Here is a 24,076-nt window from a genome sequence, read left to right as displayed (position 1 = left end):
TCCATCCCGGAATAATTACTTAGGAGATCGTCGCCCGCGCACCCTGCGGGGTGGCTTTCCAAAACACGCTGTGAATACATCCCTGTACGCTCCGCTCCGCCATCCATGGCTCCGCAGGGTTTTGGAAAGCCACCCCGCAGGCTACGCTCCGTTCGATTTAAACGTCAGGCAACAACGCCTGTGAACTTGTTGTCGCTCACACCCAGGGTGACCTTGGTCACCGGCTCCCTGGCCGCCAGCTTCTCCAGCAGTGCCAGGGATACCGGTGGCAGCAATTCGCCTTCGATGATCGACTCCAGCATCCTTGCACCGTTTTCGCTTCGGGTGGCGCGGCTGCGGATGGCTTCTACCAGGCCGCCTTCCAGCTCCACGTCGGTGTGGTAGCGGGCTTTGATCTGGTCGGCCAGGCGCTGGAGTTTGTCGCCGACGATGCGGTTGAGGGTGTCTTCGCCCAGCGGCAGGTAGGGCACCACTTCCATTCTGGCCAGCAACGCGGGTTTGAAGAAGTTGGCCAGTTCCGGGTACAGGGCTTCTTCGATCTTTTCCGGTGCTTCGGCGTGGTTGACGATGGTCTGGTAGCCGAGGTTGGAGGTTAGGAAAAAGACGACGTTTTTGCAGTCGATCAACCGGCCTTCGCCGTCCGCCAGTTCGCCTTTGTCGAAGGCCTGGTAGAACAGGTTGAGGACTTCCGGGTGGGCTTTTTCGACTTCGTCGAGCAGCACCACGGAATAAGGCTTCTGGCGGATGGCTTCGGTGAGGATGCCGCCTTCGCCGAATCCGACGTAGCCAGGGGGTGAGCCGATCAGGCGGGAGACGGTGTGTTTCTCCTGGTATTCGGACATGTTGATGGTGGTGAGGAACTGGCGGCCGCCATAGAGCAGTTCAGCCAATTGCACCACGGTTTCGGTTTTACCAACGCCGCTGGGGCCGACCAGCAGGAAGGCGCCCATGGGGCGGCCCGGCCGGCGCAGGTCGGCGCGGGCGGTGAGCAGGTGTTGGTGCAGGCAGTCGATGGCGGTGTCCTGGCCTTTGATGTGGGCCTGCAGGTAGGCCGGCAAGTGGGTGATTTTTTCCAGCTCGTCGGTGGTCATCCGGTTGACCGGGATACCGGTCCAGTCGGCGATGACTTCGGCCACCTGGCGGGCGTCGACCCGGGCGTGGACCAGGGGCTCGTCGGCCTGAAGCTCGGCCAGTTCCTGTTCGATGGCGGCGGCTTCGCTTTTCAGGTCCGGGCGTTCTTCGGTATCCAGATCAGCAGCGTTTTGATCCGCTTCTGCCGCAGGCTGTTCACCGGTCAGCAGCTGTTCGCGGATTTCGACCAGTCGGGCTACCAGTTCTCGCTGGTCGTTCCAGCTTTGCTCCAGGGCTTCGGCTTCGGCGGTCAGGTCGGCAATGAGTTGTTCAAGTTCCTGTTCCCGCTCGGTGTCGACGTTCTGGCCCAGGGCGTGTTCCCGGCTCAGCAGGTCCTGCTCCATGGCCAGCTGGTGCAGCTCACTGCGCACGTGGCTCAGGCGCCGTGGCGGGGTGCTCAGGTTCAGGCTGACCCGGGCGCAGGCGGTATCCAGTACGTCGATGGCTTTGTCCGGCAGCTGCCGGCCCGCCAGGTAACGGGCAGACATTTCCGAGGCGGCTTTCAGGGCGCTGTCGGCGACCAGTACCTGGTGGGCTTTTTCGTAGACAGTACGCAGGCCGCGGAGGATGTGGACGGCTTCGCCCGGGGTCGGCTCGTCCAGGGCGACCGGCTGGAAGCGGCGGCTGAGGGCCGGGTCTTTCTCGAAGTATTTCTTGTACTCGCGCCAGGTGGTGGCGGCGATAGTACGCAGCTCGCCCCGGGCCAGGGCTGGCTTCAGCAAGTTGGCGGCGTCAGAGCCGCCTTCGCTGTTGCCGGCGCCAATCAGGGTGTGGGCTTCGTCGATGAACAGGATGATCGGAGTGGCAGAACCTTTGACTGCTTCGATCACGCCTTTCAGGCGCTTCTCAAACTCACCTTTAACGGAAGCTCCGGCCTGCAGGGCGCCCATGTCCAGGGTCCAGAGTTCAACGGTTTTCAGGCGGTCCGGTACGTCGCCGTTCACAATCCGCAGGGCCAGGCCTTCCACCAGGGCGCTTTTGCCCACGCCGGCGTCGCCCACCACGATGGGGTTGTTCTTGCGGCGGCGGCAGAGGATGTCGATCATCTGGTCGATTTCGGCATCCCGGCACACCACCGGGTCCAGCTTTTGTTCCCGGGCCAGCTTGGTGAAGTCGGTGGCATAACGCTTGAGCGGGTCCATGTCGGCATCCGCCACAGGCCTGGCCGCGCCGTTTTCGGTCAGTTGCGGGCGCTCAACGGAGCCTTCGGTTAGCCGGTCAAACTGCTTGCGCAGCTGTTCCCGGTTGATGTCCACCAGGGCCTGGGCCACCCGGGGCATCAGGTAGCGGTCGGAGTTCATCAGCAGGGCCAGGAACACCGCGCCGGAGCGCAGTTCAGTATGGCCCAGTTCGGTAGAGGCCAGCAGCCAGGCGTCCTGCATCAGCTCCACCAGCAGCGGCGAGAACGAGGGATACGGCTCGGCGGTTTGAGGTTCGCCGTTCAGGCTGTCGCCCACCAGCGGTTGCAGCTGCTGGTGGTTGATGCCGGTGTGTTCCAGGATCTGGCGCACGTCAGAAAACGGTGTTTCCAGCAGCTTGAACAACAGGTGCGCCGGGGTAATCTCGGCGCCCTGACGGCTGATGCACAGGGCGGCGGAGGCTTCCAGCGCCTGGCGTGAAATGTCGTTGAGGCGCCCGATCAGCGCCGGCAGTTCTACCCGAATCACAGTGATGTCCTTATTTCGGTAGTTGGTCCAGTACGCTGAGCACATCCCTGATGCGTTCGTTCAGCGCAATGTTGTACAGGTGATAAATCCCGGCCATGGCCGCCACAAACAGCCCGCCGATCAGCCAGGCGGGCAACCCGGTGCGCAACCGGTTACGGGCAGGGGCCAGGTTTGCCAAGGCATCGGTCAGCGGCCGGGGTTCCCTATCACCGCGCAGTTCCCGCAGCTGTTCGTACAGGCCCCGGACAATCTTCTCGTATTCATCGCGGCCGTTTTCCATCACCTTGTAACGGCCCTCAAAACCCAGACACAGGCACAGGTAGATGAAACCCAGCATGTCCCGGTAGCGTTCCGGCTCTTTTTCCATCCGGGCCAGGATGGCGAACACCTTCTCACCACCCCAGGTTTCGTTGTGGAAACGGGACAACAGGGAGTGTTGTGACCACACACTGTGGGCGCCCCAGTCGGTGCCAAGCACCGCTTCGTCGATAAATGCGCACAGCACATAGCGGTATGCCACCACCGTGGGGCGTTCGTAGCCCTGCTCCACCAGTTCACGGTCGATGGCCGCCACTTCGTCGGTTACCTGCTGGTACAGGCTTTCCACATCCCGGAAATCCGCCAGCCGGCGAACCCGGATAACCAGCCCCAGCAGAGGTGTCGCCGCGTCGATCAGGCGGTTTTCTTCCTGCCCCCGCAGCTGGAATCCGCTGTTGGCAAAGTCATTGCGGGAACCCGGGCTGTCGTTGTCGGCAAACAGAAGGTCACTGAATGCACGATCACCCGAATCCCTGGTGCTGCGCGGTCTGTCCATTACCGGTGCATCTGCCATGATCTAGCTCCTGATTGCCCAGAATTGCATTTCCAGCCCCGGGTAACTGCCGGCCACGTGGAAGGCGAAGCCGCTGGCGTTATCGAGCATCTGCCAGGCCTGGCTCTGGTCGTCCAGCCGGAAGTACACAAAACCGGCGTGATACGGCAACTGGCGCGGCGCCACCGGCAAGGCGGACAGCGGAATGCCGGGCAGCTGCAGGCTGATGAGATCGCGGATTTTCTCCACCGAGGCCACCTTGCACTGCTGCACAAACTGTTTGCGCAGGTCGTCCAGCGGCATGTCGGCCTTCACCGCCAGGATGAACTCGGCATCCCTGATCAGCTGGCCATCCTGGACCGGGGCCACCGTCAGGCCGTACTGGCGCTGCTGCAGGGCGATCGACAAGGCCCGCGGCTCCAGAACGGTACTCAGGGCCTGCCGCAGAATCTGCATCAGCGGGCTGAAACACGCCACTGGCAGGTCGTGGTCGTAGGGGGTGAACTCCCTTGGCAAGCGGCTTTCGTCGGTGAAGGTCACCAGCTCGCCGCAGAGTTCCAGCAACACCTCATACAGCCGTTCCGGATGCAACTGGCGCAGCCGTGCCAGGTGCATAAACCGGGGGTGGGCACGGTTCAGCATCTGCAACAGCATGAAGTCCGACACATCGGCCACACCACCCTGCCCCGGCGCACCCACGCGTTCGGCGATGTTGCGGGCCCGCTCCTGCATCAGCCCGGCCATCTCTCCGACAAACCGCTGGAGCCGGGGCGCGGAACGCACACTGAGCATGGTGGGCAGGAAGTTCGGATCCATCACCAGGCTGCCATCCGGGCGCTTTTCCAGGATCCGGCCAACGGCAAGGCTGGCGTAGGCACTGCGGTCTTCCCGCTCCAGCACCAACCGCGGCGCCACCCGGCCCACATCGATGCTGTGGGCATCGCCATCGACCGAATGCAGGTCGCGGATTTCTACAGCCTGGGCCCGGAACCGGCCGGCGACCGGGGCATCCGGCCATTCCACTTCTGCCAGGGTATCGCTGCCCAGGGGCAGTGCCAGGAACACCACCTGGTTGGCCACCGAGGCATCGGTGATTTCCAGGGGCTCCGGCATTACGTCGTCCTGGGGCAGGTTGAACCGGGTGCCGTCCGGAAACAGCCCGCAGGCCCGCACCAGCCCGACCCGGCCAAAGCTCAGGTACTCGGCGTTCAGTTCCAGGTCACTGAAGCCATACAGGTAGTCAGACACCGCCAGCGCCCGCTCGTTAATCTGGTGCTCCAGGTATCTTTGTTGCTGCTGGAAATGCTGGGGCTTGATGAACAGCCCGTCACTCCAGACCACTCGGTTGGTGACTGCCATCAGCTTTCATCCGAACGTGTCAGTTTCACTTCCCGCTCGCGCAGGTTGACCAACAGGTGGTAGCGGCCGCCAATGGGGTCCACCCTGACCACCTTTTTCCACTGGGACAGGTTGGGGTAGGCATAGAAAGCAATCACAGCGATAAACCGGGTGTCCTTGCTGATTTCGAACGGCTCCACAAACTTGAACTGGCCCGGCACCAGGGTGTAATCGCTGTGGTCCACATAGTTGCGGCCCAGGGAATCTTCCAGGTCGGTCAGCAGCTGGTCGAAATCACCGGCCATCAGCAGCGAGCTGTCCCGCAACTCGATGATCTGGAACGCGATGGGCGTGGGCGCCAGGGATTCGTTCGGGTTTACATTCGGTTCCGCCAGCATGGTCAGGTCCACGCGGCTGGGCAGGTCTTCCGGATAGCCCACGGGAATGTCGGGATCCCACAGCACCTTGGCGGTCTTGGTCACCGCGTTGTACGGGGTGCTGCACCCCACCATTAACATAACAACCGCCAGCAAGCTCCATTTGCAGTACTTCATCAAACATTCTCCCTCTGTAGTTGGCGCAGATGCTGGTCATAAGCCTGGTCGAACACCTCCTGGAAGAGGCGCTCGAAACCCTGCTGACGACTGGATCTGAGTTCGCGGTAATAGTGTTGGTACATGTTCCAGGCCCAGCGGCCTTCGTCTTCGTTGTCTTGCAGGCCACGGCGGTAACCGTGGAACCGGCGCAACAGGGCCTCCGGTGAGAAGGCGTAAAGGATCGCTTCCAGCGCTTCCCGAATAGCTTCCCGGGTAGCCTGCTGGTGATGGTTCAGGCTCTCCAGGCTTTCGCGAACAGCGGCCGGGGCAGACAGGTGCACCGGGCTGCGCTCGGCCGCAAACAGGGTCTGCATGGTGCCCGCATAGTCATCACCCAGGCGCAGCGGATTGTCCTCAATCGGCTGCAGGCGGGTGCGCAGGGCCCGGTGGCGGGAATCCTCGCCCTGATGCAAAGCCAGCAGGCCTTCGACCGTGGCTTTCAGGGTCTGGCCGGCCTCTTCCAGAAACAGGCGCATTTCATCGCTGTCGGCAAAATCAATCTCGGCTTCCATACCGCGCATCAGGGGGGCACCGCTGATGTGTTTCCGGCTGGTGTCTTTGGCTTCCCGACTCTGTTCCGTGGACTCTGACATGCCCTGTCGCTCCTGTGTGTTTGGCCAGGGAGCCAGCGGGTCTTCGCTGATCGGTTCCCCTGCCGGGGTGTGCAGTCCCTCAAGAGGCTCGCGGCCATCCGGCAGTGCCTGGCCGGATTCCGACCGCAACAACGAGCCTTCGGCCACATCCACCAGTTGCCTGTGCTGGCCGGCGTCTTCTTCCATCCCCTTGTTAAAGGCCGCCTCGCCATTGAGCTCTGCCCGCATCCGGTACCGGCCAATGGTGAGTGTGTCACCATGGTTCAGCCGCGCCCTGCGGCCCCGGCCAACAGGCTGGCTGCTGCTGTTGATGTAGGTTCGGCCGCTACGGTCGATCAGGCAGAAGCCGCCATCCAGGTAACGAACCTCGGCATGGCCGGCTACAGCCCCGGTGCGATGGGGCGACAACCGCCAGGTATCGTTGGCGGCGGTGCCGATAGAGCCGCCACCGGTACTGAATTTGTGTTCAATGCTGGCACCACCGCCGGTTTCGGTCGGGTTGATGATCACCAGGGTTAATGCTGCTGTCCGGTTTGACACCTGTCTGGCTCCTTGCCTTATCGTCGTATCTGGATGCGCACCGCCGGGCGTTCACGGGCCCGCTCCGGTGTTACAAATGAATTCCAGCCGAGGCGCACGTCCTCACCCAGCTGCATAGGCCGGATATCCCTGGGCCGCATCTGCAGTTCCAGGTCGTAGGCCAGCTGCTCCCGGGTGGTGAATTCCACCAGCTTCACCAGCCGCTCATGGTCCCGTCCGTTGGGCAGAAAATCCGCAAAGCGGCGCCGGCTCAGGTTGCGCAGGCGCAGGATAAACTTGCCGCTGCGGTCCCGGATGCCGGAGCCCACCAGGGTGTCCTGGCCCAGGCTGGCATTGGCCTGGCCCAGCCGTGTTTGCTGGTCTGGCCCGATGGCCACCTTACGCAACACCCACTGTTCGATGCTGACGTCTTCCAGGTCGAAACAATGCGCGACAATGCCGCTGACCACTTCCGGCGACCGGCTACGGCCCGCCATCTGGCCCGCGTAGGCCAGCATCTTGGACCAGTTGACCGGCGTGGCTTCCCGCAGACGGCTGTCACCCAGCCCCACCAGGGCAAACACCAGTTCGGAAAAGCCGTCGCTGGCACCCGGCTGAAACCGCACGTAATACCGGTACTTGCGCCAGGCCCGGTGAAACAGGGTCACCAGCCGGTGATTGAAAAAATCCAGGAAGTGCCGGCGCACCCCCAGATCCTGGCCTGCTTCCCAGGCCAGGTCTTCCAGGTAGTAACCGGGCAGTGGCGACTGGGAGCCGTGCAGGCCGAGAAAGCTCACTTCCATCTGGTAAGGCGCGTGTTCATGTTCCGGCGACAGGGCCGAAACCACATCACTGCCCGGAAAGCCCAGACCGGCCGAGGCCGAGAACCGGATACGCTCCTGCCGGGGCTCGCCGTTGCCGGAGTTTTCCAGGTCGTCGCCGTGGTGCCGGTGAATCAGGTCCACCAACTGAAAAAAACTGTACCGCCGCGCGTTGCCGAGGACAGGTTCCAGCCCGGCTACATCAGCGGCTGCTGACCTTGCTGTAACGTCCATGTGTACCGTTCCTGGTTGTCTGTATTCACCACTTCCAGCTGGTGAAAGGCATTAATGCTCGCGTAAAGCGCAAAAAACTGACTCAGTACCGTGCCGAACAGGTACAGATCGCCCTCGCTGCCGAAATTCTGCTGATCCAGCTTCAGCACCGAACGAATGCCCCGCACCGGCAAGCCGCGCACCATGCGGTCCACCGGCTGGGTGGCAATCTCGCTGATGCCCGCCAACCGCTTCTGGGAAACCCGTTCCGCCTGCCGGTCGACCAGGGCACGGAAGTCGTACACCCGCAACACCGTGCGCAGGGCATCCACATCCAGCATCGACAGGTAGTTCAGGGACAGATTGGAAATCAGCGTCCACAACAGGCTGCCATCCAGCGTTGGCCGCAGCGTGGCCGTGGGCCGGGTAATGTTGCTGAACGAGGCAAACGCCGGCGTGGTCTCGGTGGCCATGCAGATCTCCCCCACCGCCAGTTGCTGGGGCAGCTGGCGGTTGGTGCAGGTCAATGTCAGCGACACCGCTTCCTGGCGGTTCATGCATTCGGACTCGTCGCCCCGGACAAACGAGATGTAGTGATCAAAGCCATCACCGCGCACGCTTTCACGGGTACGCACCCGGTAATACAGCGCCGTACGGCCCCGATCCCGCTCCACCTCGTGCTGGAAACTCTCGAACGCGGTATACAGCCGAGGCTCACCGCGCCCGGAACGCCCTTCCAGCCAGCCTTCCACCTGCTCGATACTGAACACTTCAAAATGCTCCGGGCAGCGGCTGGAGGGCGAAATACGGTACTCGGTCTGCCGGCCGTTCAAATCCACCGGCTCCCCTTCGTGGCTGAACAGATTCACCGCCGGCGTGCAGTACAGCTGCAGGGAGTCCCGGGTAACCCGGGCATCCGGTGGCAGAATCCGGCTGAAATGAAAACGCAGACTGATCTCATCCGCCTGCACCGCCGGCAAACGGGACTTCAGCCCGCCGATATCTACAAACCGGAAAGCCTCCGGAAAGCTCAGGTACTCCTGGATGATGCGGTACCCGGCATAGGCATTCTTTGGATACGGCAGAATCGCCTCATCCGCCGCAAAACCCACCGGCTGCAGCAACGACGACGGCAGGTTGTAGACGTTGTCGCCCACCACCAGCTCCATACGGCTGAGGTAATGGTTCAGCCACAGGTACAGGGTTTCAGCGGTGTGGTTATCCCCACCCAGATAGAACCGCAGGCTGTCCAGCCCCAGACCATTCAACGGCTGGTCCGTATGCAGGGCCAGGTCGACGGTAACGGAAGACACTTCCCGGGAATGCTCGGCATGGGCCTCCGCCACACTGACCGGAAAGATATCCACAGCCCGGCAAGTCCGGAACCGGCACTGAGTCTGACGGCTGGCCTCGCCCAAGGGCCGGCTCTTGATTTCGGTATGACGCTCAACGGTTTGCCGCTCACTAATGGCGTGCAGTTGCGGGTCAAAGCGCATAATGGTGCAGCTGGGCACCGGCCGCAGATAATTCGGCCAGAGCATGTTCAGCAGCGAATGGGTCAGCTCAGGAAACTCGTCCTCAACCTTCTCCCGCAATTTGCCGGTCAGAAAGGCAAAGCCTTCCAGCAACCGCTCCACATCCGGGTCGGTGCTTTGTTCGGACAAAAAGCGGGTAAGCTGCGGATGCGCCTCGGCAAATTCCCTGCCCTGCAACCGCAGAAAGCTCAACTCATCCCTGTAGAACCTGTTCAACTTCATTCTTACTGCACCTTATCTGGCTCCGAGCAAGGGTGTGGTTGGTCTTTCCAAAAGACGCTTCGAGCCCGTCCGTGGGGCGCTTGAGCTCCGCCATCCATGGCTCCGCACACTTTTGGAAAGACCAACCACACCCTCGCTCTCATCCGTGCCTTCAAAAAACATCCAGACGGCATTCATCCAGGTTTGACGGAGGGGGTGGGGGACCATTTTCTGGCGGGAAAAAAGATGTCTGAGCAAAGCGAGTTGTTTTTTCCCAGAAGAAAATGGTCCCCCACCCCCTCCAGCCCCCACGGGCCAATGCAACCAAGCCTAAACCACCCGGTAATACCGCTTGTCATCCAAAACCAGGTCAATGGTGGTCCGGTCGTCACTCCCGGCAACCTGCAGGTAAACCGTCACCTGAAACTTCAACTGCAACGGGTCCGGCCCCGGCGGCAAGGCCACCACATCCACCCGCTTCACCCGCGGCTCAAACTTCTCGATGCACTGACGAATCGCCCCCCGAATCTGGATACTCAGATCCAGCGTCCCCAAGGTGGCATCGTTGAAATCCAGCAACCCGAGATCCGGTACGCTGGCGCTGTTGCCCGGATGGGCGTTCAGCAGGCGCACCAGGTGGCGCTTGATGGATTCCACCACATGGGTCACTTCACCCATTCCCTGCCCCGCGGGAGCGGCAGCCTGTTCGAGCCGTTCAAACAGGCTGCCGGTATTGCGAACGCCGTCAGTGCCGGTGTCGCCGAACACGGATTAATCCTTGTCCAGGCGGCCAACCAGCGACAGTTCGAAGTTGGCACCCATGTACTTGAAGTGCGGGCGCACGGCCAGGGAGACCTGGTACCAGCCCGGATCGCCTTCCACATCGGAGACTTCCACGTGGGCGGCACGCAACGGGCGGCGGCTGCGAACGTCGGCGGGCGGGTTCTCCTGGTCGGCCACGTACTGGCGAATCCAGGTGTTGAGCTCACGCTCCAGGTCCTGGCGCTCCTTCCAGGAACCGATCTGCTCGCGCTGCAGTACCTTGATGTAGTGGGCCAGGCGGTTCACGATCATCATGTACGGCAGCTGGGTGCCCAACTTGTAGTTGGTTTCCGCTTCTTTACCTTCCTTGGTGTTCGGGAACTGCTTGGGCTTCTGCACCGAGTTGGCGGAGAAGAACGCCGCGTTGTCGCTGCCTTTGCGCATGGTCAGGGCGATGAAGCCTTCTTCCGCCAGTTCGTATTCGCGGCGGTCGGTGATCAGCACTTCGGTCGGGATCTTGGCTTCCAGCTGGCCGAAGGATTCAAAGGTGTGCACCGGCAGGTCTTCCACCGCACCACCGCTTTGCGGGCCGATGATGTTCGGGCACCAGCGGTACTTGGCGAAGCTTTCGGTCAGTCGGGTCGCCAGCAGGTACGCAGTGTTGCCCCACAGGTAGTGCTCGTGGTCGCCGGACACTTCTTCCTTGTAGTTGAAGCTGCGCACCGGGTTCTCGGTGGGGTCATAGGGCACCCGCAGCAGGAAGCGCGGTGCGGTCAGGCCCAGGTAACGGGCGTCTTCGGATTCCCGCAGGGAGCGCCACTTGGCGTATTTCGGGCCTTCGAAAACGGCGCTCAGTTCCTTGATCGCCGGCAGCTCCTGGTAGCTGTCGACACCGAAGAACGACGGCGCCACCGAGGACAGGAATGGCGCGTGGGACATGGCGCCCACGGACGACACGTACTGCAGTAGTTTCATGTCCGGTGTGGACGGGCTGAAGGCGTAGTTGCCAACAATCGCGCCCACCGGCTCACCACCGAACTGACCATACTCGGCGGCATAGATGTGCTTGTAGAAGCCGGTCTGGGTCACGTCCGGGGCAAATTCGAAGTCTTCCAGCAGTTCGGTCTTGGTGGCATGCAGGATATCCACCTTGATGTTCTCGCGAAAATCGGTGCGATCCACCATCAGCTTCAGGCCGCGCCAGGACGATTCCAGTTCCTGCAGCTTGGGCGCGTGCAGGATTTCATCCATCTGGGCGCTGATCTTGCGATCCAGCTCCACCACCATCTGGTCCACCAGGGCCTTGTTGACCGGCTGGCCTTTTTCGTCGCTCTTCAGCAGGTTGGCGATAAACGTGGCCACCCCTTTGCGGGCAACATCGTAACCTTCGTCGGCCGGCGCCATGCGGCTGTTGGCCATAACCTGGTCCAGCAAGGACCCTTGTGCTACGGATTCGGAGGCAGCAGATTGCTGCACAGCAGTATCAGACATACCACATCCCTTCAGTACGTGATTGATAATCGGTGTTGGTTACCGGGTTCCGGTGGCGCGCTTATTCGCCGCCGTCGGTGGCCAGCTCAAGCTCCGCCAGCAGTTTTTCCCGGGCGCCGTCGTTGTCCAGCAGTTCCTGCAGCTTGCTGCGGAAGGCCGGTACGTTACCCAGTGGGCCCTTGAGGGCAACCAGGGCTTCGCGCAGTTCGATCAGCTTTTTCAGCTCGGGCACCTGGCGGGCGATGCTGTCCGGAGAAAAGTCGTCCAGGCCCTGGAAGTCCAGGTTCACCGGCAGGTCGTCGGCATTGTCTTCGAGCTTGTTGGAAACGGTGGTGGAGAGGGTCAGGCCCGCTTCCTTCATGACCGAACGGAAGTTGTTCTTGTCAACGGAAATGGCCTTGCGGTCTTCGATGGGGGTTTCTTCAGCATGGCCCTTGAAATCGCCAACCACGAACATCTTCAGCGGCAGCTCGGTTTCAGCCTGCTGGTCGCCGGTGGCGGGGACATACTTGATATTGATGCGCTCTTTAGGCGCGACAGAACCGTCTTTGGCAGACATGGCGTGCTCCCTGTGCAATTCATTTGCAGTGTCGTTCAATCCCTGAAGCCAGCCATCCTGGCAGGCAACGGCGCAAACTGTACACAGATGATCTGCTGTTCTCAAGCAGGCGCTGGCGAGAAATGACCTGAAATGTGCAGTCGGGCAAACTTTTGCCAGATTGCCCTGCCGCCCGTCATAACGCGCTTTCAGTCAATGACGGCGATTCACACCAGGGCTATACTCGGCCCACCCTCAGAGGAAAAAACCATTAAAACCAAGGAGCCAGACCATGAGTGACCTGAAAGCGAAATTCGATGACGCGGTAAACTACATCCAGTCCGCCGAAGGCGACTTCAAACCCTCCAACGAACTGAAGCTGGAGTTCTACGCACTGTACAAGCAAGCCACCGAAGGCGATGTTTCCGGCAAGCGCCCGGGCATGATGGACTTTGTCGGCCGCGCCAAGTACGACGCCTGGGAAAAGCTCAAAGGCACCTCCAGCGACGAAGCCATGCAGAAGTATATCGACAAGCTGGAAGCGCTGAAGTAACCAAGGCGCGCCCTGGGCCCGGAGCCCCCTGCTCCGGGCAGACAGCCCCTCGCCCGGTGGCTGCAGGTCTTTTTTGCACCATTCAAACGTTTGTCATATGATGCGCGCACCATAACAACAACAAGCTTTCCGGAAGAGTGCGTAACATGAATATTACCCAGGCGCTGGAGCAGTCACGACCCGGCATGGTCGACGAAGTTCAGGCGGCCATTCGCAAACACCAGCTCAATCAACGTGCCGAACAAACCTACCTGCACTGGATCAGCCGCTTTGTGCTGTTTCACGATCTGACCGACCCCGACAACCTTGCCGAAGAAGAGCAAAGGCAGTTTCTGGCGTATCTGAGTGACCAGATGCAGTTGTCCCGGGCCCGGCTGAACCAGGCTACCCAGGCACTGACATTTTTCTACCGGGATGTGCTGGGCAAACCGGTGGCGCTGGAATCGGCGGCCTGAAGGCTACCGGCGCTCGGTCATGTTGAGATTGAAGGTGTCGTAGGTGCGGTTCTCCGGCGGCCGGATCACATAGTTGTTGCTGTGGGTCTGGCCGGGAATCACCTTCGGGTTGCTGAAACGGATATCCACGGGAATTTCCGAGCGGCCCAGGTCAGTGCGGTCGTCCCTGGGCTGAAACGCCAGCGGGTCCAGGTAGAAGTCATCATCTTTTCCGACCTGCACCGGCACACCGGCTGCCGGCGCCTCCAGGCCACCCTCGATCACCGTGTTCGCCAGGGCTTCCTCTCCGATGGCCCGGAACGGGATGGTTTCAATGGTTGAACGCTGCTCAGGTTCGAAAGCAGACTCCGCACTCTGCGCCTGCACCACAGCCGGCACCAGCACCGTAATAGCCAGCACCATACCCGCCATAAGGGGCGGCCTTAGCCACGGTTGCTCTGTGCTCTGTCTGTTGCTGCTCATGGTATCTTCCTGAATCCTGGCTATCCGGTGCGGCACATCACTGATAACGCCCTGCGCACACTTAGTCTGTTCAGTTTATCGCCAACCCCGGGAGTTTTCCGGCAAGACTGGTCAAAGTGTGACCACCTTCACGTGTCCCTGCAGGCCATTCAGCAGTTGACCCGGATCCGCCCCGGCGATATGAATGGGCAAACTCTTTCACCTGACCTTTGAAGGCCTTATGGATACCAACGTTATTACCCCGGAAGGCTATGCCGAATTGCAGCAGGAACTGGACGAGCTGTGGCGCAAGGAACGCCCGGAAGTGACCAGGAAGGTACAGTGGGCGGCCAGCCTGGGCGATCGTTCAGAGAACGCGGATTACCAGTACAACAAGAAGCGATTGCGCGAAATCGACCGGCGGGTGCGATTCCTGAGAAACCGGCTGTCGAAACTGCGGGTGGTGGAGTACAGCCCGGTGCAGGAAGGCAAGGCCTTCTTTGGCGCCTGGGTAACCCTGGTGGACGAAGACGACAACGAACTCACCTTCCGGATTGTCGGGCCGGACGAGATCTACGGCAAAAACAACTACGTCTCGGTGCATGCGCCGGTGGTCAAAGCCTGCCTCGGCAAAAGCGAAGGCGACGAAATCATGGTGAGAACCCCGGAGTCGACCAAGCTGTGGGAAATCGATCGAATCTGTTACCAGCAGCCATAAAAAAACCCCGCGGGTAACGGGGTTAAGGCTAGCGCTGTGCTGGAGGGGGAGGCAGGCAACGGGTCACCCGCCTCCGCATCTACAGTACCCATTATCCTCACCTCTCATTACCTGCCTGTGGCCACGGAATTACCTTTTGGCAAGACATCACGCCCTTGGCTCCGGCCGGAAATTAGGTTGAACACTCTAGCGCCCGCCATTAGTTTGCAGGTAATTGACCCGATTTCCCTGTTAACGGAGACACACCGATGAACACCAAGAAGCTGCTGAACCTGGCACTGGAAGGCATTGATACCCTGGGCTTCCGCCTGGACGACATGGGCATTACCAGCAAACTCAACCGGCACAATATTGCCGCCTTTGTGATGGCAGAACAAAAACACCTGGAAGGGGAATGGGACAGCCTGCAGGCCAGGGTTGACCGTCGTCGCGCCCAGTTTGACCAGCTGGCACAGGCCGTCGAAAGCCGGGCCGACAACGTCATCGGGCCGGTACTCAGCCGGGTGAACCGGTTCCGCGCCAGCCAGTAAGCAGTCAGGCCTTGCCGGGTTCCGCCGTTGACGTTTGTTCATCAGCGGAATCCGCTGCAGGCTCCACCGTGGTGGCCTTGATCCGCTTTCGCACGCCGGTGAAGGCCGGCATGCGCACACTGACCGTAAGCCCCGGCGGCTCCTCGCCCGGATGGGTGTCGCTGAGCAGGATCTGGCCCTGGTGAATCTCGGCCACCGCACTGACCAGGCTCAGCCCCAAACCATTACCCGGCAATGACCGGCTCTTGCCGACCCGGTAAAAACGCTGGAACACCTGGTCTTTCTCGTCGTCCGGAATGCCGATACCGGAATCCCGCACTTCAAACACCGCCGCAGCACCTTCCCGGCGGACCGCCACCACGATACCACCATGCTCGGGGGTGTACTTGATGGCGTTATCAATCAGGTTGCTGACCATCTGGAACAACAGGTCGCGATCACCTTCAATCATCACCCCGGACGCCATCTCCTGGGTAAAGGTCTGCTCCTTGTCTTCCGCCAGGGCTTCGTAAAGCTCGCAGGCATCACTGACCAGCTCATCCAGCGACACCACCTTCATATCGGCGGAATTACCCCGGGTTTCCAGCCGGGCAATCCGCAGCAGGGCGTTGAAAGTCGCCAGCAGTTGATCGGCTTCCGCAACCGCCCGGCCTACCTGTTCGCGGGCCTCGTCGTTATCGACGGCAATCAGGGTGTTTTCCAGCTGGTTACGCAGGCGGGTCAGCGGGGTGCGAAGGTCGTGGGCGATGCTGTCCGATACATGCCGGATACCTTCCATCAGGTACACAATCCGGTCGAGCATCTGGTTCAGGTTTTCGGCCAGCTGGTCAAAGTCGTCTTCGGTACCCCGGGTGGGTATCCGCAACGACAGGTGCCCGTTCATGATCCGTCGCGAGGTGTTGTTGATTACTTCGATGCGCCGCGTGGTACTTCGGCTCATCAGAAAACCACCCAGCAGGGCCAGGGCCAGGGTGATGCCCATGCCCCAGTTGATGGCGGTCTCGATCACCCGCTTCAGGCTGGTCAGCTCATCCACATCCCGGCCGACCAGCAGGCGCAGGCCACCCTGGACATCAAAGATACGGGCGCGGGCCAGGCGTTCCGGCCCCTGCCAGCCCACGGTCGGGTTCAGGGTAAAATTGATCCAGCCACTGTCGGAAGAACGACTGCCTTCCGGCCAGGTTTCAATATTTCCGGCCAGTTTCAGGAAGTCATCGGTGGTCAGCAGGTAGATGGACTTGGCGTTCGGATCCCGGGCGACACGCTCACGGATGATGGTAATGAGCCCGTTCACGCCACGCCCGCGATACTGTTCCGCCAGACCGGCGATTTCCGCCTCGATGGTCTCGTCGGTCTGGGCGGTCATAAAGCCGGCCGTGCGCCAGTAAATGAATGCCAGGAGCAGGAATACAGAGGTGGCAAACACCACCATATAAAGCAGTGCCAGTTGGAACGATGACGTTCTGAGCTGACTAAGCAGTTTCACGCAACATGTATCCCGCACCCCGAACTGTCTGCAGCAAGGGTGTGTCGAATTCCTTGTCGATCTTGGCGCGCAGACGGCTGATGTGCACGTCGATTACGTTGGTCTGGGGGTCAAAGTGATAGTCCCAGACTTTCTCCAGCAACATGGTCCGGGTAACCACCTGGCCCGCGTTGCGCATCAGATATTCCAGCAAGCGGAATTCCCGGGGCTGGACATCGATATTATGGCCGGCGCGCTTCACGGTACGGGCCAGCAGGTCCATTTCCAGGTCTGCTACCTTCAGCACAGTTTCGGTTTCAGCCGCCTGCCGGTTACGGCGGATCAGCGACTCGATCCGGGCCAGCAGTTCGGTGAACGAGAACGGCTTGGTGAGGTAATCATCGCCCCCGCCACGCAGGCCTTCCACCCGGTCGTCCACATCACCCAGGGCACTGAGAATCAGCACCGGGGTCTGGTTGCCGGTGGCCCGCACGGTTTTGATGATGGATAGCCCATCCATGCCCGGCAGCATGCGGTCGACAATCATGATGTCGTATTCTTCACTGGCCGCCATCATCATGCCTTCCTTGCCGTCGGCCGCATGATCCACCACGAAGTCAGACTCTTTCAGCCCCTTCACCAGGTAACTTGCTACATCCTGATCGTCTTCGATTACCAGCGCTTTCACCGGTGACTCCTCCTGATAGCGGATTTGGTTGCTTACAAGGTTACGAATAACACCGGAACCCGGCCAGTTACGATCTTGTAAGAGGGTGTCGCCTATGACGACGGTCAACAACCGGGCCGGAACCAGCCCAGAGACGCCTCGGTTACAACAGAAGGCCGATACTCGGCACTGACCCAGCCAGCGTAGCCCAACCTGTCGAGGGCAGCGAAAACATTCGAAAAGTTAATCTCGCCGGTACCGGGCTCGTTCCGTCCCGGATTATCGGCAAACTGAATATGGGCAATCCAGGGCAACAGGCACTCCATGGAGCGAACCAGATCTCCCTCCATGACCTGCATGTGGTAGATGTCGTATTGCAGGCGCACGTTATCGGCATCCACCGCTTCAATCAGCTCCATCACCTTGCCGGTGGTATCCAGCAGGAAGCCGGGCATATCCACCCGGGAATTGATCGCCTCCAGGCACAGTGTCAGCCCCGCCTCGGCAAAGCGGTCCGCCGCATACTGAACATTCTCGACCAGCGTGCTCCAGGCCTCCTCCTCTGAAAACTCCGCCGGCTTGAGCCCGGCCAGGCAATTGAGCCGGGTATTACCCAGCCCCCTGGCATAGGCAATGCCCTGCTCGACACCAGCCCGGAATTCCTCAACGCGATCCGGCAAACAGGCAATTCCCCGCTCTCCCGAATGCCAGTCCCCCGGTGGCAGGTTGAACAGTACCTGGGTCAGCCCGTTCGCCTGCAACCTCTGCGCCAGCTCCTCTGCCGGCCACTCGTAGGGAAACAGGTACTCCACCGCCCTGAAACCCGAAGCTGCAGCACGCTCGAAACGCTCGAGAAACGGCACCTCGGTAAACAACATGGACAAATTCGCGGCAAAACGTGGCATCAGTGCCTCCTCAGTCCTTTGGCCCACGGCCCAGCGAGCCCAGCAAGGCCCCGTTCATATGCTCCAGCTCCAGCAACAAACCGCTGTGGTCCACATCGCTGTGGCCATTGGCCACCAGCGACAAATATTCGTTATGAGTCTGCTGCGCCAGCGGCAACGTCAGCCCCTCGGCCCGGGCCTCATCCAGGATCATACGCATATCCTTCAACTGAATCCGCGCCGGCGCCCCGGGGGCAAAGTCCCGGTCAATCATCCGTTGCCCGTGCAACTCCAGAATCCGGCTACCGGCAAAGCCGCCCAGCAACGCCTCCCGCACCGCGGCAGGATCCGCGCCACCCTTAGCCGCCAGCAACAAGGCTTCAGACACCGCACCAATGGTAATCCCCACAATCGCCTGATTCGCCAGCTTCGCCAACTGCCCGGCCCCCACCGGCCCGATCCGGGTACACTTGCCCAGCGCCCCGAACACCGGCAACGCCCGCTCAACATCCGCCTCTGAACCCCCGGCCATAATACTCAACCGAGCCTCCGCAGCCCCCACCGTACCCCCGGAAACCGGCGCATCCACAAACCCGGCCCCACGCTCCGCAGCCAGCCCCGCCAACTCACGGGCCAGCGACGGCTGCACCGAACTCATATCAACCACCAGCGCCCCGGCCCTCAATGCCCCGATCGCGCCCTGATGCACCAGCACATCCTCAACCACCTGCCCGTTCTCCAGCATAGTGATCACCAAATCCGCGTCCGCCACCGCCTCGGCCGGCGTCGCCGCAATCGTAGCCTCCTCCCGGAATGGCTCACACTTGCTGGCTGTCCGGTTCCACAGGGTCATCGGAAAGCCTGCATCCAGCAGGTTACGGGTCATCGGCGCGCCCATCAGGCCAATACCGAGGAAAGCGATATGGGGAGAATTTGCATTCATTTTCGGGAATCCCACTCAAAAGTCCGAAGAAGGGATTGGGGTGGGCTTTCCAAAAATGTGCGGAGCCATGGATGGCGGAGCAGAAGCGCCACATGGGCTCAGCCGAGCGCTTATGAAGCGAAGCTTCATGCGACAGCTGAGCGACCGCAATCTGTGATTGCGGGCCGGACCCCGTAGGGGTGCCGCAGAAGCGGTTTTTGGAAAGCCCACCCCAATCCCTTCCTCCCGGAGGTATGAATTGTCAAAGCCAGTACGGATTATACAAACAAAAACGCCACCAACCGCGAACGGTGGTGGCGTTTTCAAACCCCAAGGGCCAATGATCAGCTTCAGGCAACCTCGGCCATCTGCAACTTGATCTTCTTCATCGCATTCTTCTCAAGCTGCCGAATCCGCTCCGCAGACACACCATACTTGTCCGCCAGCTCATGCAACGTCGACTTGCTCTCGGTCAGCCAGCGCTCGCGAAGAATATCCTGACTGCGCTCATCCAGGTTTTCCATCGCCTGCATCAACCGGCCGTTGGAGTCCTCTGACCAGTCGGAATTCTCCAGCTGCACCGCCGGATCACTGCGGCGATCTTCCAGATAATGCGCCGGCGCCTGGTAGGCACTGTCTTCATCGTCATCCATCGGACCGTCGAACGCGGTATCCTGGGATGCCAGACGACCTTCCATCTCGCGCACCACCCTGGGCTCTACCCCCAGGTCCTTCGCGACCGCCTGAAGCTCATCGTGGTTCAGCCACGCCAGCTTCTTCTTCTGGCTGCGCAGATTGAAGAACAGCTTGCGCTGGGCCTTGGTGGTGGCCACCTTCACAATGCGCCAGTTGCGCAGAATGAACTCATGGATCTCTGCCTTGATCCAGTGCACCGCGAACGACACCAGCCGCACGCCATACTCCGGGTTGAAGCGCTTGACCGCCTTCATCAGGCCCACGTTACCTTCCTGGATCAGGTCAGCCTGAGCCAGGCCATAGCCTGAATAACTGCGGGCGATATGAATCACAAAGCGCAGGTGGGAGAGCACCAGATGACGGGCGGCTTCCACATCGCCATGGTAGTGAAGCCGTTCTGCCAGCTCCCGCTCCTCGTCAACTGAGAGAACCGGAATGCGACTCGCAGCCTGAATGTAAGACTCGAGATTCGCGCCCGGAACCAGTCTGTCAACCAGCTGTAAACTCGTACCCATGCAATAACCTCCGAACCTGACAGCCGTTAAATATAACAACTGAAACTTTGACCGCCAAGCACCTGATTAGTTCCCGAACTTCCCAGTAACACGTTAAAAATCATACATCTGGGGAATTCCTGAATGCCATTCCAGCGTCGATAACCGGTAACCAAGCTACGCTGGAACAAGCTGTATTTTCAATACGGTTTTCCCGCTATCCGGATCACCCTCCGGCAATATCGCCCGGTTCTATGTCATCCAGATGACGCTTCACTGCCACCCAGGCGCCAAGCCAGCCTAACACCATGGCTGTGATAATCAATGCCAGGGCGCCATCAAAGCCCGGGCCGTGAATCACAAACTCGCTCTGGTAAAGGCTCGCCAGCCGCTCGATGGGGCCGTTCAGCCACCATAGCGAAACCTGGATCAACACCCAGGCGACCACGCCGCCGCCCAAACCGAACCAGGCGCCAGTATAAAGAAAGGGCCGGCGTACGAAGGCATCGGTGCCTCCCACCAGCTTGGCCACGAGGATTTCATCCCGGCGGTTCTCGATGGAAAGCCGCACCGTGTTACCGATCACCAGGATCACCGCCGCACCCAGCAACAGCGCCAACGCCCAGACGGCCCTCGCCAGGATATCGGTAATGGCATTGAGCCGTTGCAGCCAGCCCAGATCTACCTGGACCCGCTCGACGGCATCCATGCCTTCCATAAAGGTCACCAGGGCCTGCACGCCGTCGGCAGAGCGGGCACTGTCTTCCGGCGTTACCAGCAGGGTGTGAGGCAACGGGTTGTCGTCCAGGAAATCCAGGGCATCATCCAGCCCGGACGACACCCGGAATTCAGCCAGGGCCTGGTCCCTGTCTACCATCTCTACCGACAACACCCGGCCATCACCGTCAATCTCGGAAGCCAGCTCCCGGGCCTGCTCCACCGGCACATCCAGTGACAGGTAGGCGGTAATCCGGGCACTGTTTTCCCAGCCGGCACTCACGCCCTGCAAACTACCCAGCAACAGCAACAGCGCCACCGGCAAAGCCAGGGCCACACCCATCACCATCCAGGTCATCATGCTGGCCACCGGACTGCGCCACAGCCGCTGGGCGGAATCTTTCGCCACCTTGCGGTGATGGTCCAGATAACTCCGGGCCTGGTTCGAGGCCGGTGAGCGGCCCCGGTTGGCGCCCCTGCGCTTCTCAGGCTTCTGGCGTGAGTCAGTAACCACTTACACCTCCGGTCAGGGGTGCATCTGCGCCGACAATCATCCGGCCATGGTCCAGGGTCAGCCGGCGCTTGTTCATCTGGTCGATCAGGGCAATATCGTGGGTGGCAATCAGCACAGTAACACCCACCTGGCTGAACTCGGTGAACAGGTGCATGATGTCTGCCGACAGCTCCGGGTCCAGGTTACCGGTGGGCTCATCCGCCAGCAGCACCGGCGGCTTGTTCACCACGGCGCGGGCAATGCCCACCCGTTGCTGCTCACCGCCCGACAGCTGCATAGGGTTCATCTTTTCCTTGTTCAGCAGGCCTACCTTGTCCAGGGCCGCCCGCACCCGCCGGCCGATGTCATCCGGCGACGCACCCATCACTTCCAGCGGCATGGCTACGTTGTCGAACACCGTGCGATCAAACAGCAGCTGGTGGTTCTGGAACACCACGCCAATGTGCCGGCGAATGTAGGGAATCTGCCGCCGGGGCAGGCTGTTGAGCTTCTGGCCGCCCACGATCACCTCACCGGCGGTGGGACGCTCCATCACCATGATCAGCTTCAGCAAGGTACTCTTGCCGGCACCGGAGTGGCCGGTCAGAAAGGCCAGCTCGCCCCGGTCCAGGTGGAAATTCACCTGGCGCAGGGCGGTGTGGTCGCTGTCATAGCGCTTGGTTACCTGACGAAACTCGATCATCGGGGGCTGGCTCCGTGGCCGGTACTTCAGTCGTCGAACAGGGCGTCTACAAAGGTTTCTGCATCAAAGCTGCGCAGGTCTTCCGCCTGCTCGCCGACACCGATAAACCGGATAGGCAGCTGCAACTGGCGGGCAATGGCGAAAACGATACCACCCTTCGCCGTGCCGTCGAGCTTGGTCAGGGTAATGCCAGACACGCCCACCGCCTGCTGGAACACCTGGGCCTGGCTCAGGGCATTCTGGCCGGTGCCGGCATCCAGCACCAGCATCACTTCGTGGGGCGCGGAATCGTCCAGTTTTTTCATTACCCGGACCACCTTTTCCAGCTCGTGCATCAGGTTGTCCTTGTTCTGCAACCGGCCGGCAGTATCGGCGATCACGATATCGGTACCCCGGGACTGGGCAGACTGGATGGCATCGAAAATCACCGAGGCACTGTCGGCACCCGTGTGCTGGGCAATAACCGGAACATTGTTGCGCTCGCCCCATACCTGCAGCTGTTCCACAGCCGCGGCCCGGAAGGTGTCGCCAGCCGCCAGCATCACCGACTTACCTTCCGCCTGGAATTTCTTGGTGAGTTTGCCGATGGTGGTGGTCTTGCCAACACCGTTCACGCCCACCATCAGGATCACGTAGGGCTGTTTGCCGGTATCGATTTCCAGCGGCCTGGTCACATCCTTGAGCAGGCCATGAAGCTCTTCCCTCAGGGCCTTGCGCAGGGCTTCGCCGTCTTTCAGCTGGTTGCGTTCCAGCTTGTCGGTCAGGGATTCGATGATTTCCGAAGTGGCCGTTACCCCCACGTCCGCCATTAGCAGGGTGGTTTCGATTTCCTCAAGCAGGTCTTCGTCGATCTTCTTGCCAACGGTGAACAGGTCCGCCAGGCCGCCGGTCAGGCTGGCGCGGGTCTTGCCCAGGCCCTTTTTGATGCGCTCGAAGACGCTGAGCTGAGGCTCTGGCTCTGGCTCTGGCTCTGGCTCTGGCTCTGGAGCAGGCTCGACGGCCGGGGCAGCTTCTTCTACCGGTGCCGGCTCGGCAGGCACTTCGGGCGGAGCCTCCGGTATGGCCTCAGCCACGGGAACTTCCGGCGCTTGCTCAGGCTGTACTTCCGGTTCAGGTGCTTGCTCCGGGGCAACCGGTGCCGGGCCCTTGGCCACCTCCGGCTTGCGCTGGGCCACCTTCTCCGGGCGCGGGGCGCGCTTGCGGTTGCCGGCGATATCCAGCACAAAGAACAGGACAAGAAGGGCCAGGAGGCCGATTGAAATCCACTCTGCCGTCATAGTCTTACCATCTGTCTGAAAATGGGCGGGCGAAAAGAAAGCCGGTATTCTAGCAGACTGCCGGCACTAAGTGATGGGGGCTCCGATTATCCCCTGCTGCGGGCTTTCCGGTAACATATCGGCCCGAACCTGATCACCGTTTCACCCACCGGAGCAGCTCCATGGCCAAGCGCAGACCACCTCAACGCAAACCCGCCCCGGGCGCCGCCAAGGCCGGCGGACAGGGCGAGTTGCGCATTATCGGTGGCGACTGGCGCAGCCGTAAGCTCCGCTTTCCGGATGCCGGCGGCGTGCGCCCCAGCCCGGCCCGAACCCGCGAAACCCTGTTCAACTGGCTGAATTTCCAGCTGGCCGGCAGCGATTGCCTGGACCTGTTCGCCGGCTCTGGCGCGCTGGGCCTGGAAGCCTTGTCCCGGGGTGCCGCAAAGGCAACCCTGGTGGACCATACCCCTCCACTGGCTACAGCCCTGCGGGATAACCTGCGGCTGTTGAAATCCGAAAACGGCGAAGTGGTCTGCCAGGACGTGGAAGGTTACCTGCGCAGCCCGAACCGACCGCCGTTCGACATTATCTTCATGGACCCCCCCTTCCGGCAGGGCTGGCTGGCGCGACTGCTGCCGCTGATCGCCGCCGGCCCCTGGGTGAAACCGGGTAGCTGGGTGTATGTAGAACACGAAAGTGAACTGACCGGGCTATCGGTACCCGAAGGCTGGCAGTTGCACCGCCAGAAAACCGCCGGCCAGGTAACCTACAACCTATACCGGGTGGCGCCGGAAGCCGACCAGGACTAACTGGTCAGCTACAAAAAAGCCGGAAGGGGGGGGGAATCCCGTCCGGCTTTTTGC

General features: G+C 61.0%; 24 protein-coding genes. 5 read left to right on the top strand and 19 right to left on the bottom strand.

Features of this window, described 5'->3' with window-relative positions:
* Positions 1-164: 164 nt before the first annotated feature.
* The 10 genes from tssH to tssB all read right to left on the bottom strand — a co-directional run bounded on the left by tssH (position 165) and on the right by tssB (position 12,237).
* Positions 165-2,843 carry a type VI secretion system ATPase TssH gene (gene tssH, locus B9Q17_RS08415; protein WP_094624866.1) on the bottom strand — a complete coding sequence of 893 codons (2,679 nt, stop codon included), beginning with the start codon at positions 2,841-2,843 and terminating at the stop codon, positions 165-167.
* Complete coding sequence (gene icmH / locus B9Q17_RS08410) at positions 2,809-3,630, bottom strand: type IVB secretion system protein IcmH/DotU (protein WP_094624865.1); 822 nt, start codon at positions 3,628-3,630, stop codon at positions 2,809-2,811. The genes tssH and icmH overlap by 35 nt, the downstream gene beginning before the upstream one ends.
* A gap of 3 nt (positions 3,631-3,633) precedes the next feature.
* Entirely contained in the window at positions 3,634-4,968 is a 1,335-nt protein-coding gene (gene tssK / locus B9Q17_RS08405; RefSeq protein WP_094624864.1) for a type VI secretion system baseplate subunit TssK, read from the bottom strand.
* Positions 4,968-5,501 carry a type VI secretion system lipoprotein TssJ gene (tssJ, locus tag B9Q17_RS08400; RefSeq protein ID WP_022988588.1) on the bottom strand — a complete coding sequence of 178 codons (534 nt, stop codon included), beginning with the start codon at positions 5,499-5,501 and terminating at the stop codon, positions 4,968-4,970. The genes tssK and tssJ overlap by 1 nt, the downstream gene beginning before the upstream one ends.
* On the bottom strand, positions 5,501-6,676 hold the full coding sequence (gene tagH, locus B9Q17_RS08395) for a type VI secretion system-associated FHA domain protein TagH (protein WP_094624863.1): 1,176 nt from the start codon (positions 6,674-6,676) through the stop codon (positions 5,501-5,503). The genes tssJ and tagH overlap by 1 nt, the downstream gene beginning before the upstream one ends.
* A 17-nt stretch (positions 6,677-6,693) precedes the next feature.
* Positions 6,694-7,710 carry a type VI secretion system baseplate subunit TssG gene (gene tssG, locus B9Q17_RS08390; RefSeq protein WP_094624862.1) on the bottom strand — a complete coding sequence of 339 codons (1,017 nt, stop codon included), beginning with the start codon at positions 7,708-7,710 and terminating at the stop codon, positions 6,694-6,696.
* Positions 7,674-9,446, bottom strand: coding sequence for a type VI secretion system baseplate subunit TssF (tssF, locus tag B9Q17_RS08385; protein WP_094624861.1), 1,773 nt, complete (start codon positions 9,444-9,446; stop codon positions 7,674-7,676). The genes tssG and tssF overlap by 37 nt, the downstream gene beginning before the upstream one ends.
* Positions 9,447-9,755: 309 nt before the next feature.
* A complete protein-coding gene (gene tssE / locus B9Q17_RS08380) occupies positions 9,756-10,193 on the bottom strand; it encodes a type VI secretion system baseplate subunit TssE (protein WP_094624860.1) in 438 nt (145 codons plus the stop codon).
* A gap of 3 nt (positions 10,194-10,196) precedes the next feature.
* Positions 10,197-11,678 (bottom strand): type VI secretion system contractile sheath large subunit, encoded by a 1,482-nt coding sequence (tssC, locus tag B9Q17_RS08375; protein ID WP_094624859.1) that lies wholly within the window; start codon positions 11,676-11,678, stop codon positions 10,197-10,199.
* Positions 11,679-11,739: 61 nt separating this feature from the next.
* Positions 11,740-12,237, bottom strand: coding sequence for a type VI secretion system contractile sheath small subunit (tssB, locus tag B9Q17_RS08370; RefSeq protein ID WP_022988594.1), 498 nt, complete (start codon positions 12,235-12,237; stop codon positions 11,740-11,742).
* A gap of 271 nt (positions 12,238-12,508) precedes the next feature.
* Between tssB and B9Q17_RS08365 the strand changes: the two genes are divergently transcribed.
* Positions 12,509-12,769 carry an acyl-CoA-binding protein gene (locus B9Q17_RS08365; protein WP_094624858.1) on the top strand — a complete coding sequence of 87 codons (261 nt, stop codon included), beginning with the start codon at positions 12,509-12,511 and terminating at the stop codon, positions 12,767-12,769.
* Positions 12,770-12,915: 146 nt separating this feature from the next.
* Positions 12,916-13,224: a site-specific integrase gene (locus B9Q17_RS08360; RefSeq protein WP_058342071.1), complete on the top strand. Its 309-nt coding sequence runs from the start codon at positions 12,916-12,918 to the stop codon at positions 13,222-13,224.
* A 3-nt stretch (positions 13,225-13,227) separates the two neighbouring features.
* Here B9Q17_RS08360 and B9Q17_RS08355 read toward each other — a convergent pair whose 3' ends face one another.
* A complete protein-coding gene (locus B9Q17_RS08355; RefSeq protein ID WP_244177346.1) occupies positions 13,228-13,686 on the bottom strand; it encodes a hypothetical protein in 459 nt (152 codons plus the stop codon).
* Positions 13,687-13,906: 220 nt separating this feature from the next.
* Here B9Q17_RS08355 and greB point away from each other — a divergent pair, with 220 nt between their 5' ends.
* Positions 13,907-14,383: a transcription elongation factor GreB gene (greB, locus tag B9Q17_RS08350; protein WP_094624989.1), complete on the top strand. Its 477-nt coding sequence runs from the start codon at positions 13,907-13,909 to the stop codon at positions 14,381-14,383.
* 248 nt (positions 14,384-14,631) lie between these two features.
* On the top strand, positions 14,632-14,913 hold the full coding sequence (locus B9Q17_RS08345; protein WP_094624856.1) for a hypothetical protein: 282 nt from the start codon (positions 14,632-14,634) through the stop codon (positions 14,911-14,913).
* A gap of 4 nt (positions 14,914-14,917) precedes the next feature.
* On the opposite strand, the gene B9Q17_RS08340 is transcribed toward B9Q17_RS08345, so the two are convergent.
* From B9Q17_RS08340 to ftsY, 8 genes are all read right to left on the bottom strand, one after another.
* Positions 14,918-16,399: a HAMP domain-containing sensor histidine kinase gene (locus B9Q17_RS08340; protein ID WP_094624855.1), complete on the bottom strand. Its 1,482-nt coding sequence runs from the start codon at positions 16,397-16,399 to the stop codon at positions 14,918-14,920.
* Entirely contained in the window at positions 16,386-17,066 is a 681-nt protein-coding gene (locus tag B9Q17_RS08335) for a winged helix-turn-helix domain-containing protein (protein ID WP_022988601.1), read from the bottom strand. The genes B9Q17_RS08340 and B9Q17_RS08335 overlap by 14 nt, the downstream gene beginning before the upstream one ends.
* Before the next feature lie 104 nt (positions 17,067-17,170).
* Complete coding sequence (gene hyi / locus B9Q17_RS08330; protein ID WP_094624854.1) at positions 17,171-17,950, bottom strand: hydroxypyruvate isomerase; 780 nt, start codon at positions 17,948-17,950, stop codon at positions 17,171-17,173.
* Between the two features lie 10 nt (positions 17,951-17,960).
* Positions 17,961-18,872, bottom strand: a complete 912-nt coding sequence (locus B9Q17_RS08325) for an NAD(P)-dependent oxidoreductase (protein WP_094624853.1) — start codon at positions 18,870-18,872, stop codon at positions 17,961-17,963.
* 329 nt (positions 18,873-19,201) lie between these two features.
* The gene (gene rpoH, locus B9Q17_RS08320; protein ID WP_094624852.1) at positions 19,202-20,062 is read right to left on the bottom strand and encodes an RNA polymerase sigma factor RpoH; all 861 of its coding nucleotides are present in this window, start codon (positions 20,060-20,062) and stop codon (positions 19,202-19,204) included.
* A 205-nt stretch (positions 20,063-20,267) separates the two neighbouring features.
* Positions 20,268-21,272 (bottom strand): permease-like cell division protein FtsX, encoded by a 1,005-nt coding sequence (gene ftsX / locus B9Q17_RS08315; RefSeq protein WP_022990398.1) that lies wholly within the window; start codon positions 21,270-21,272, stop codon positions 20,268-20,270.
* On the bottom strand, positions 21,262-21,954 hold the full coding sequence (ftsE, locus tag B9Q17_RS08310; RefSeq protein WP_094624851.1) for a cell division ATP-binding protein FtsE: 693 nt from the start codon (positions 21,952-21,954) through the stop codon (positions 21,262-21,264). Before ftsE ends, ftsX begins: the two co-directional genes overlap by 11 nt.
* Before the next feature lie 26 nt (positions 21,955-21,980).
* A complete protein-coding gene (gene ftsY / locus B9Q17_RS08305) occupies positions 21,981-23,231 on the bottom strand; it encodes a signal recognition particle-docking protein FtsY (protein WP_094624850.1) in 1,251 nt (416 codons plus the stop codon).
* A gap of 161 nt (positions 23,232-23,392) precedes the next feature.
* Here ftsY and rsmD point away from each other — a divergent pair, with 161 nt between their 5' ends.
* A complete protein-coding gene (gene rsmD / locus B9Q17_RS08300) occupies positions 23,393-24,022 on the top strand; it encodes a 16S rRNA (guanine(966)-N(2))-methyltransferase RsmD (protein ID WP_094624849.1) in 630 nt (209 codons plus the stop codon).
* The last annotated feature ends 54 nt before the right edge of the window (positions 24,023-24,076 follow it).

The sequence above is a fragment of the Marinobacter vinifirmus genome (assembly GCF_002258215.1).
Classification (GTDB): domain Bacteria; phylum Pseudomonadota; class Gammaproteobacteria; order Pseudomonadales; family Oleiphilaceae; genus Marinobacter; species Marinobacter vinifirmus.
This window is presented reverse-complemented; position numbering and strand designations above follow the sequence as displayed.

Bases quoted from the DNA above. Each gene is read 5' to 3' on its own strand.
- tssH (WP_094624866.1), bottom strand. From the start codon at position 2,843: ATGTGCTCAGCGTACTGGACCAACTACCGAAATAAGGACATCACTGTG.
- icmH (WP_094624865.1), bottom strand. From the start codon at position 3,630: ATGGCAGATGCACCGGTAATGGACAGACCGCGCAGCACCAGGGATTCG.
- tssK (WP_094624864.1), bottom strand. From the start codon at position 4,968: ATGGCAGTCACCAACCGAGTGGTCTGGAGTGACGGGCTGTTCATCAAG.
- tssJ (WP_022988588.1), bottom strand. From the start codon at position 5,501: ATGAAGTACTGCAAATGGAGCTTGCTGGCGGTTGTTATGTTAATGGTG.
- tssG (WP_094624862.1), bottom strand. From the start codon at position 7,710: ATGGACGTTACAGCAAGGTCAGCAGCCGCTGATGTAGCCGGGCTGGAA.
- tssF (WP_094624861.1), bottom strand. From the start codon at position 9,446: ATGAAGTTGAACAGGTTCTACAGGGATGAGTTGAGCTTTCTGCGGTTG.
- tssC (WP_094624859.1), bottom strand. From the start codon at position 11,678: ATGTCTGATACTGCTGTGCAGCAATCTGCTGCCTCCGAATCCGTAGCA.
- tssB (WP_022988594.1), bottom strand. From the start codon at position 12,237: ATGTCTGCCAAAGACGGTTCTGTCGCGCCTAAAGAGCGCATCAATATC.
- B9Q17_RS08365 (WP_094624858.1), top strand. From the start codon at position 12,509: ATGAGTGACCTGAAAGCGAAATTCGATGACGCGGTAAACTACATCCAG.
- B9Q17_RS08360 (WP_058342071.1), top strand. From the start codon at position 12,916: ATGAATATTACCCAGGCGCTGGAGCAGTCACGACCCGGCATGGTCGAC.
- B9Q17_RS08355 (WP_244177346.1), bottom strand. From the start codon at position 13,686: ATGAGCAGCAACAGACAGAGCACAGAGCAACCGTGGCTAAGGCCGCCC.
- greB (WP_094624989.1), top strand. From the start codon at position 13,907: ATGGATACCAACGTTATTACCCCGGAAGGCTATGCCGAATTGCAGCAG.
- B9Q17_RS08345 (WP_094624856.1), top strand. From the start codon at position 14,632: ATGAACACCAAGAAGCTGCTGAACCTGGCACTGGAAGGCATTGATACC.
- hyi (WP_094624854.1), bottom strand. From the start codon at position 17,950: ATGCCACGTTTTGCCGCGAATTTGTCCATGTTGTTTACCGAGGTGCCG.
- B9Q17_RS08325 (WP_094624853.1), bottom strand. From the start codon at position 18,872: ATGAATGCAAATTCTCCCCATATCGCTTTCCTCGGTATTGGCCTGATG.
- rpoH (WP_094624852.1), bottom strand. From the start codon at position 20,062: ATGGGTACGAGTTTACAGCTGGTTGACAGACTGGTTCCGGGCGCGAAT.
- ftsE (WP_094624851.1), bottom strand. From the start codon at position 21,954: ATGATCGAGTTTCGTCAGGTAACCAAGCGCTATGACAGCGACCACACC.
- ftsY (WP_094624850.1), bottom strand. From the start codon at position 23,231: ATGACGGCAGAGTGGATTTCAATCGGCCTCCTGGCCCTTCTTGTCCTG.
- rsmD (WP_094624849.1), top strand. From the start codon at position 23,393: ATGGCCAAGCGCAGACCACCTCAACGCAAACCCGCCCCGGGCGCCGCC.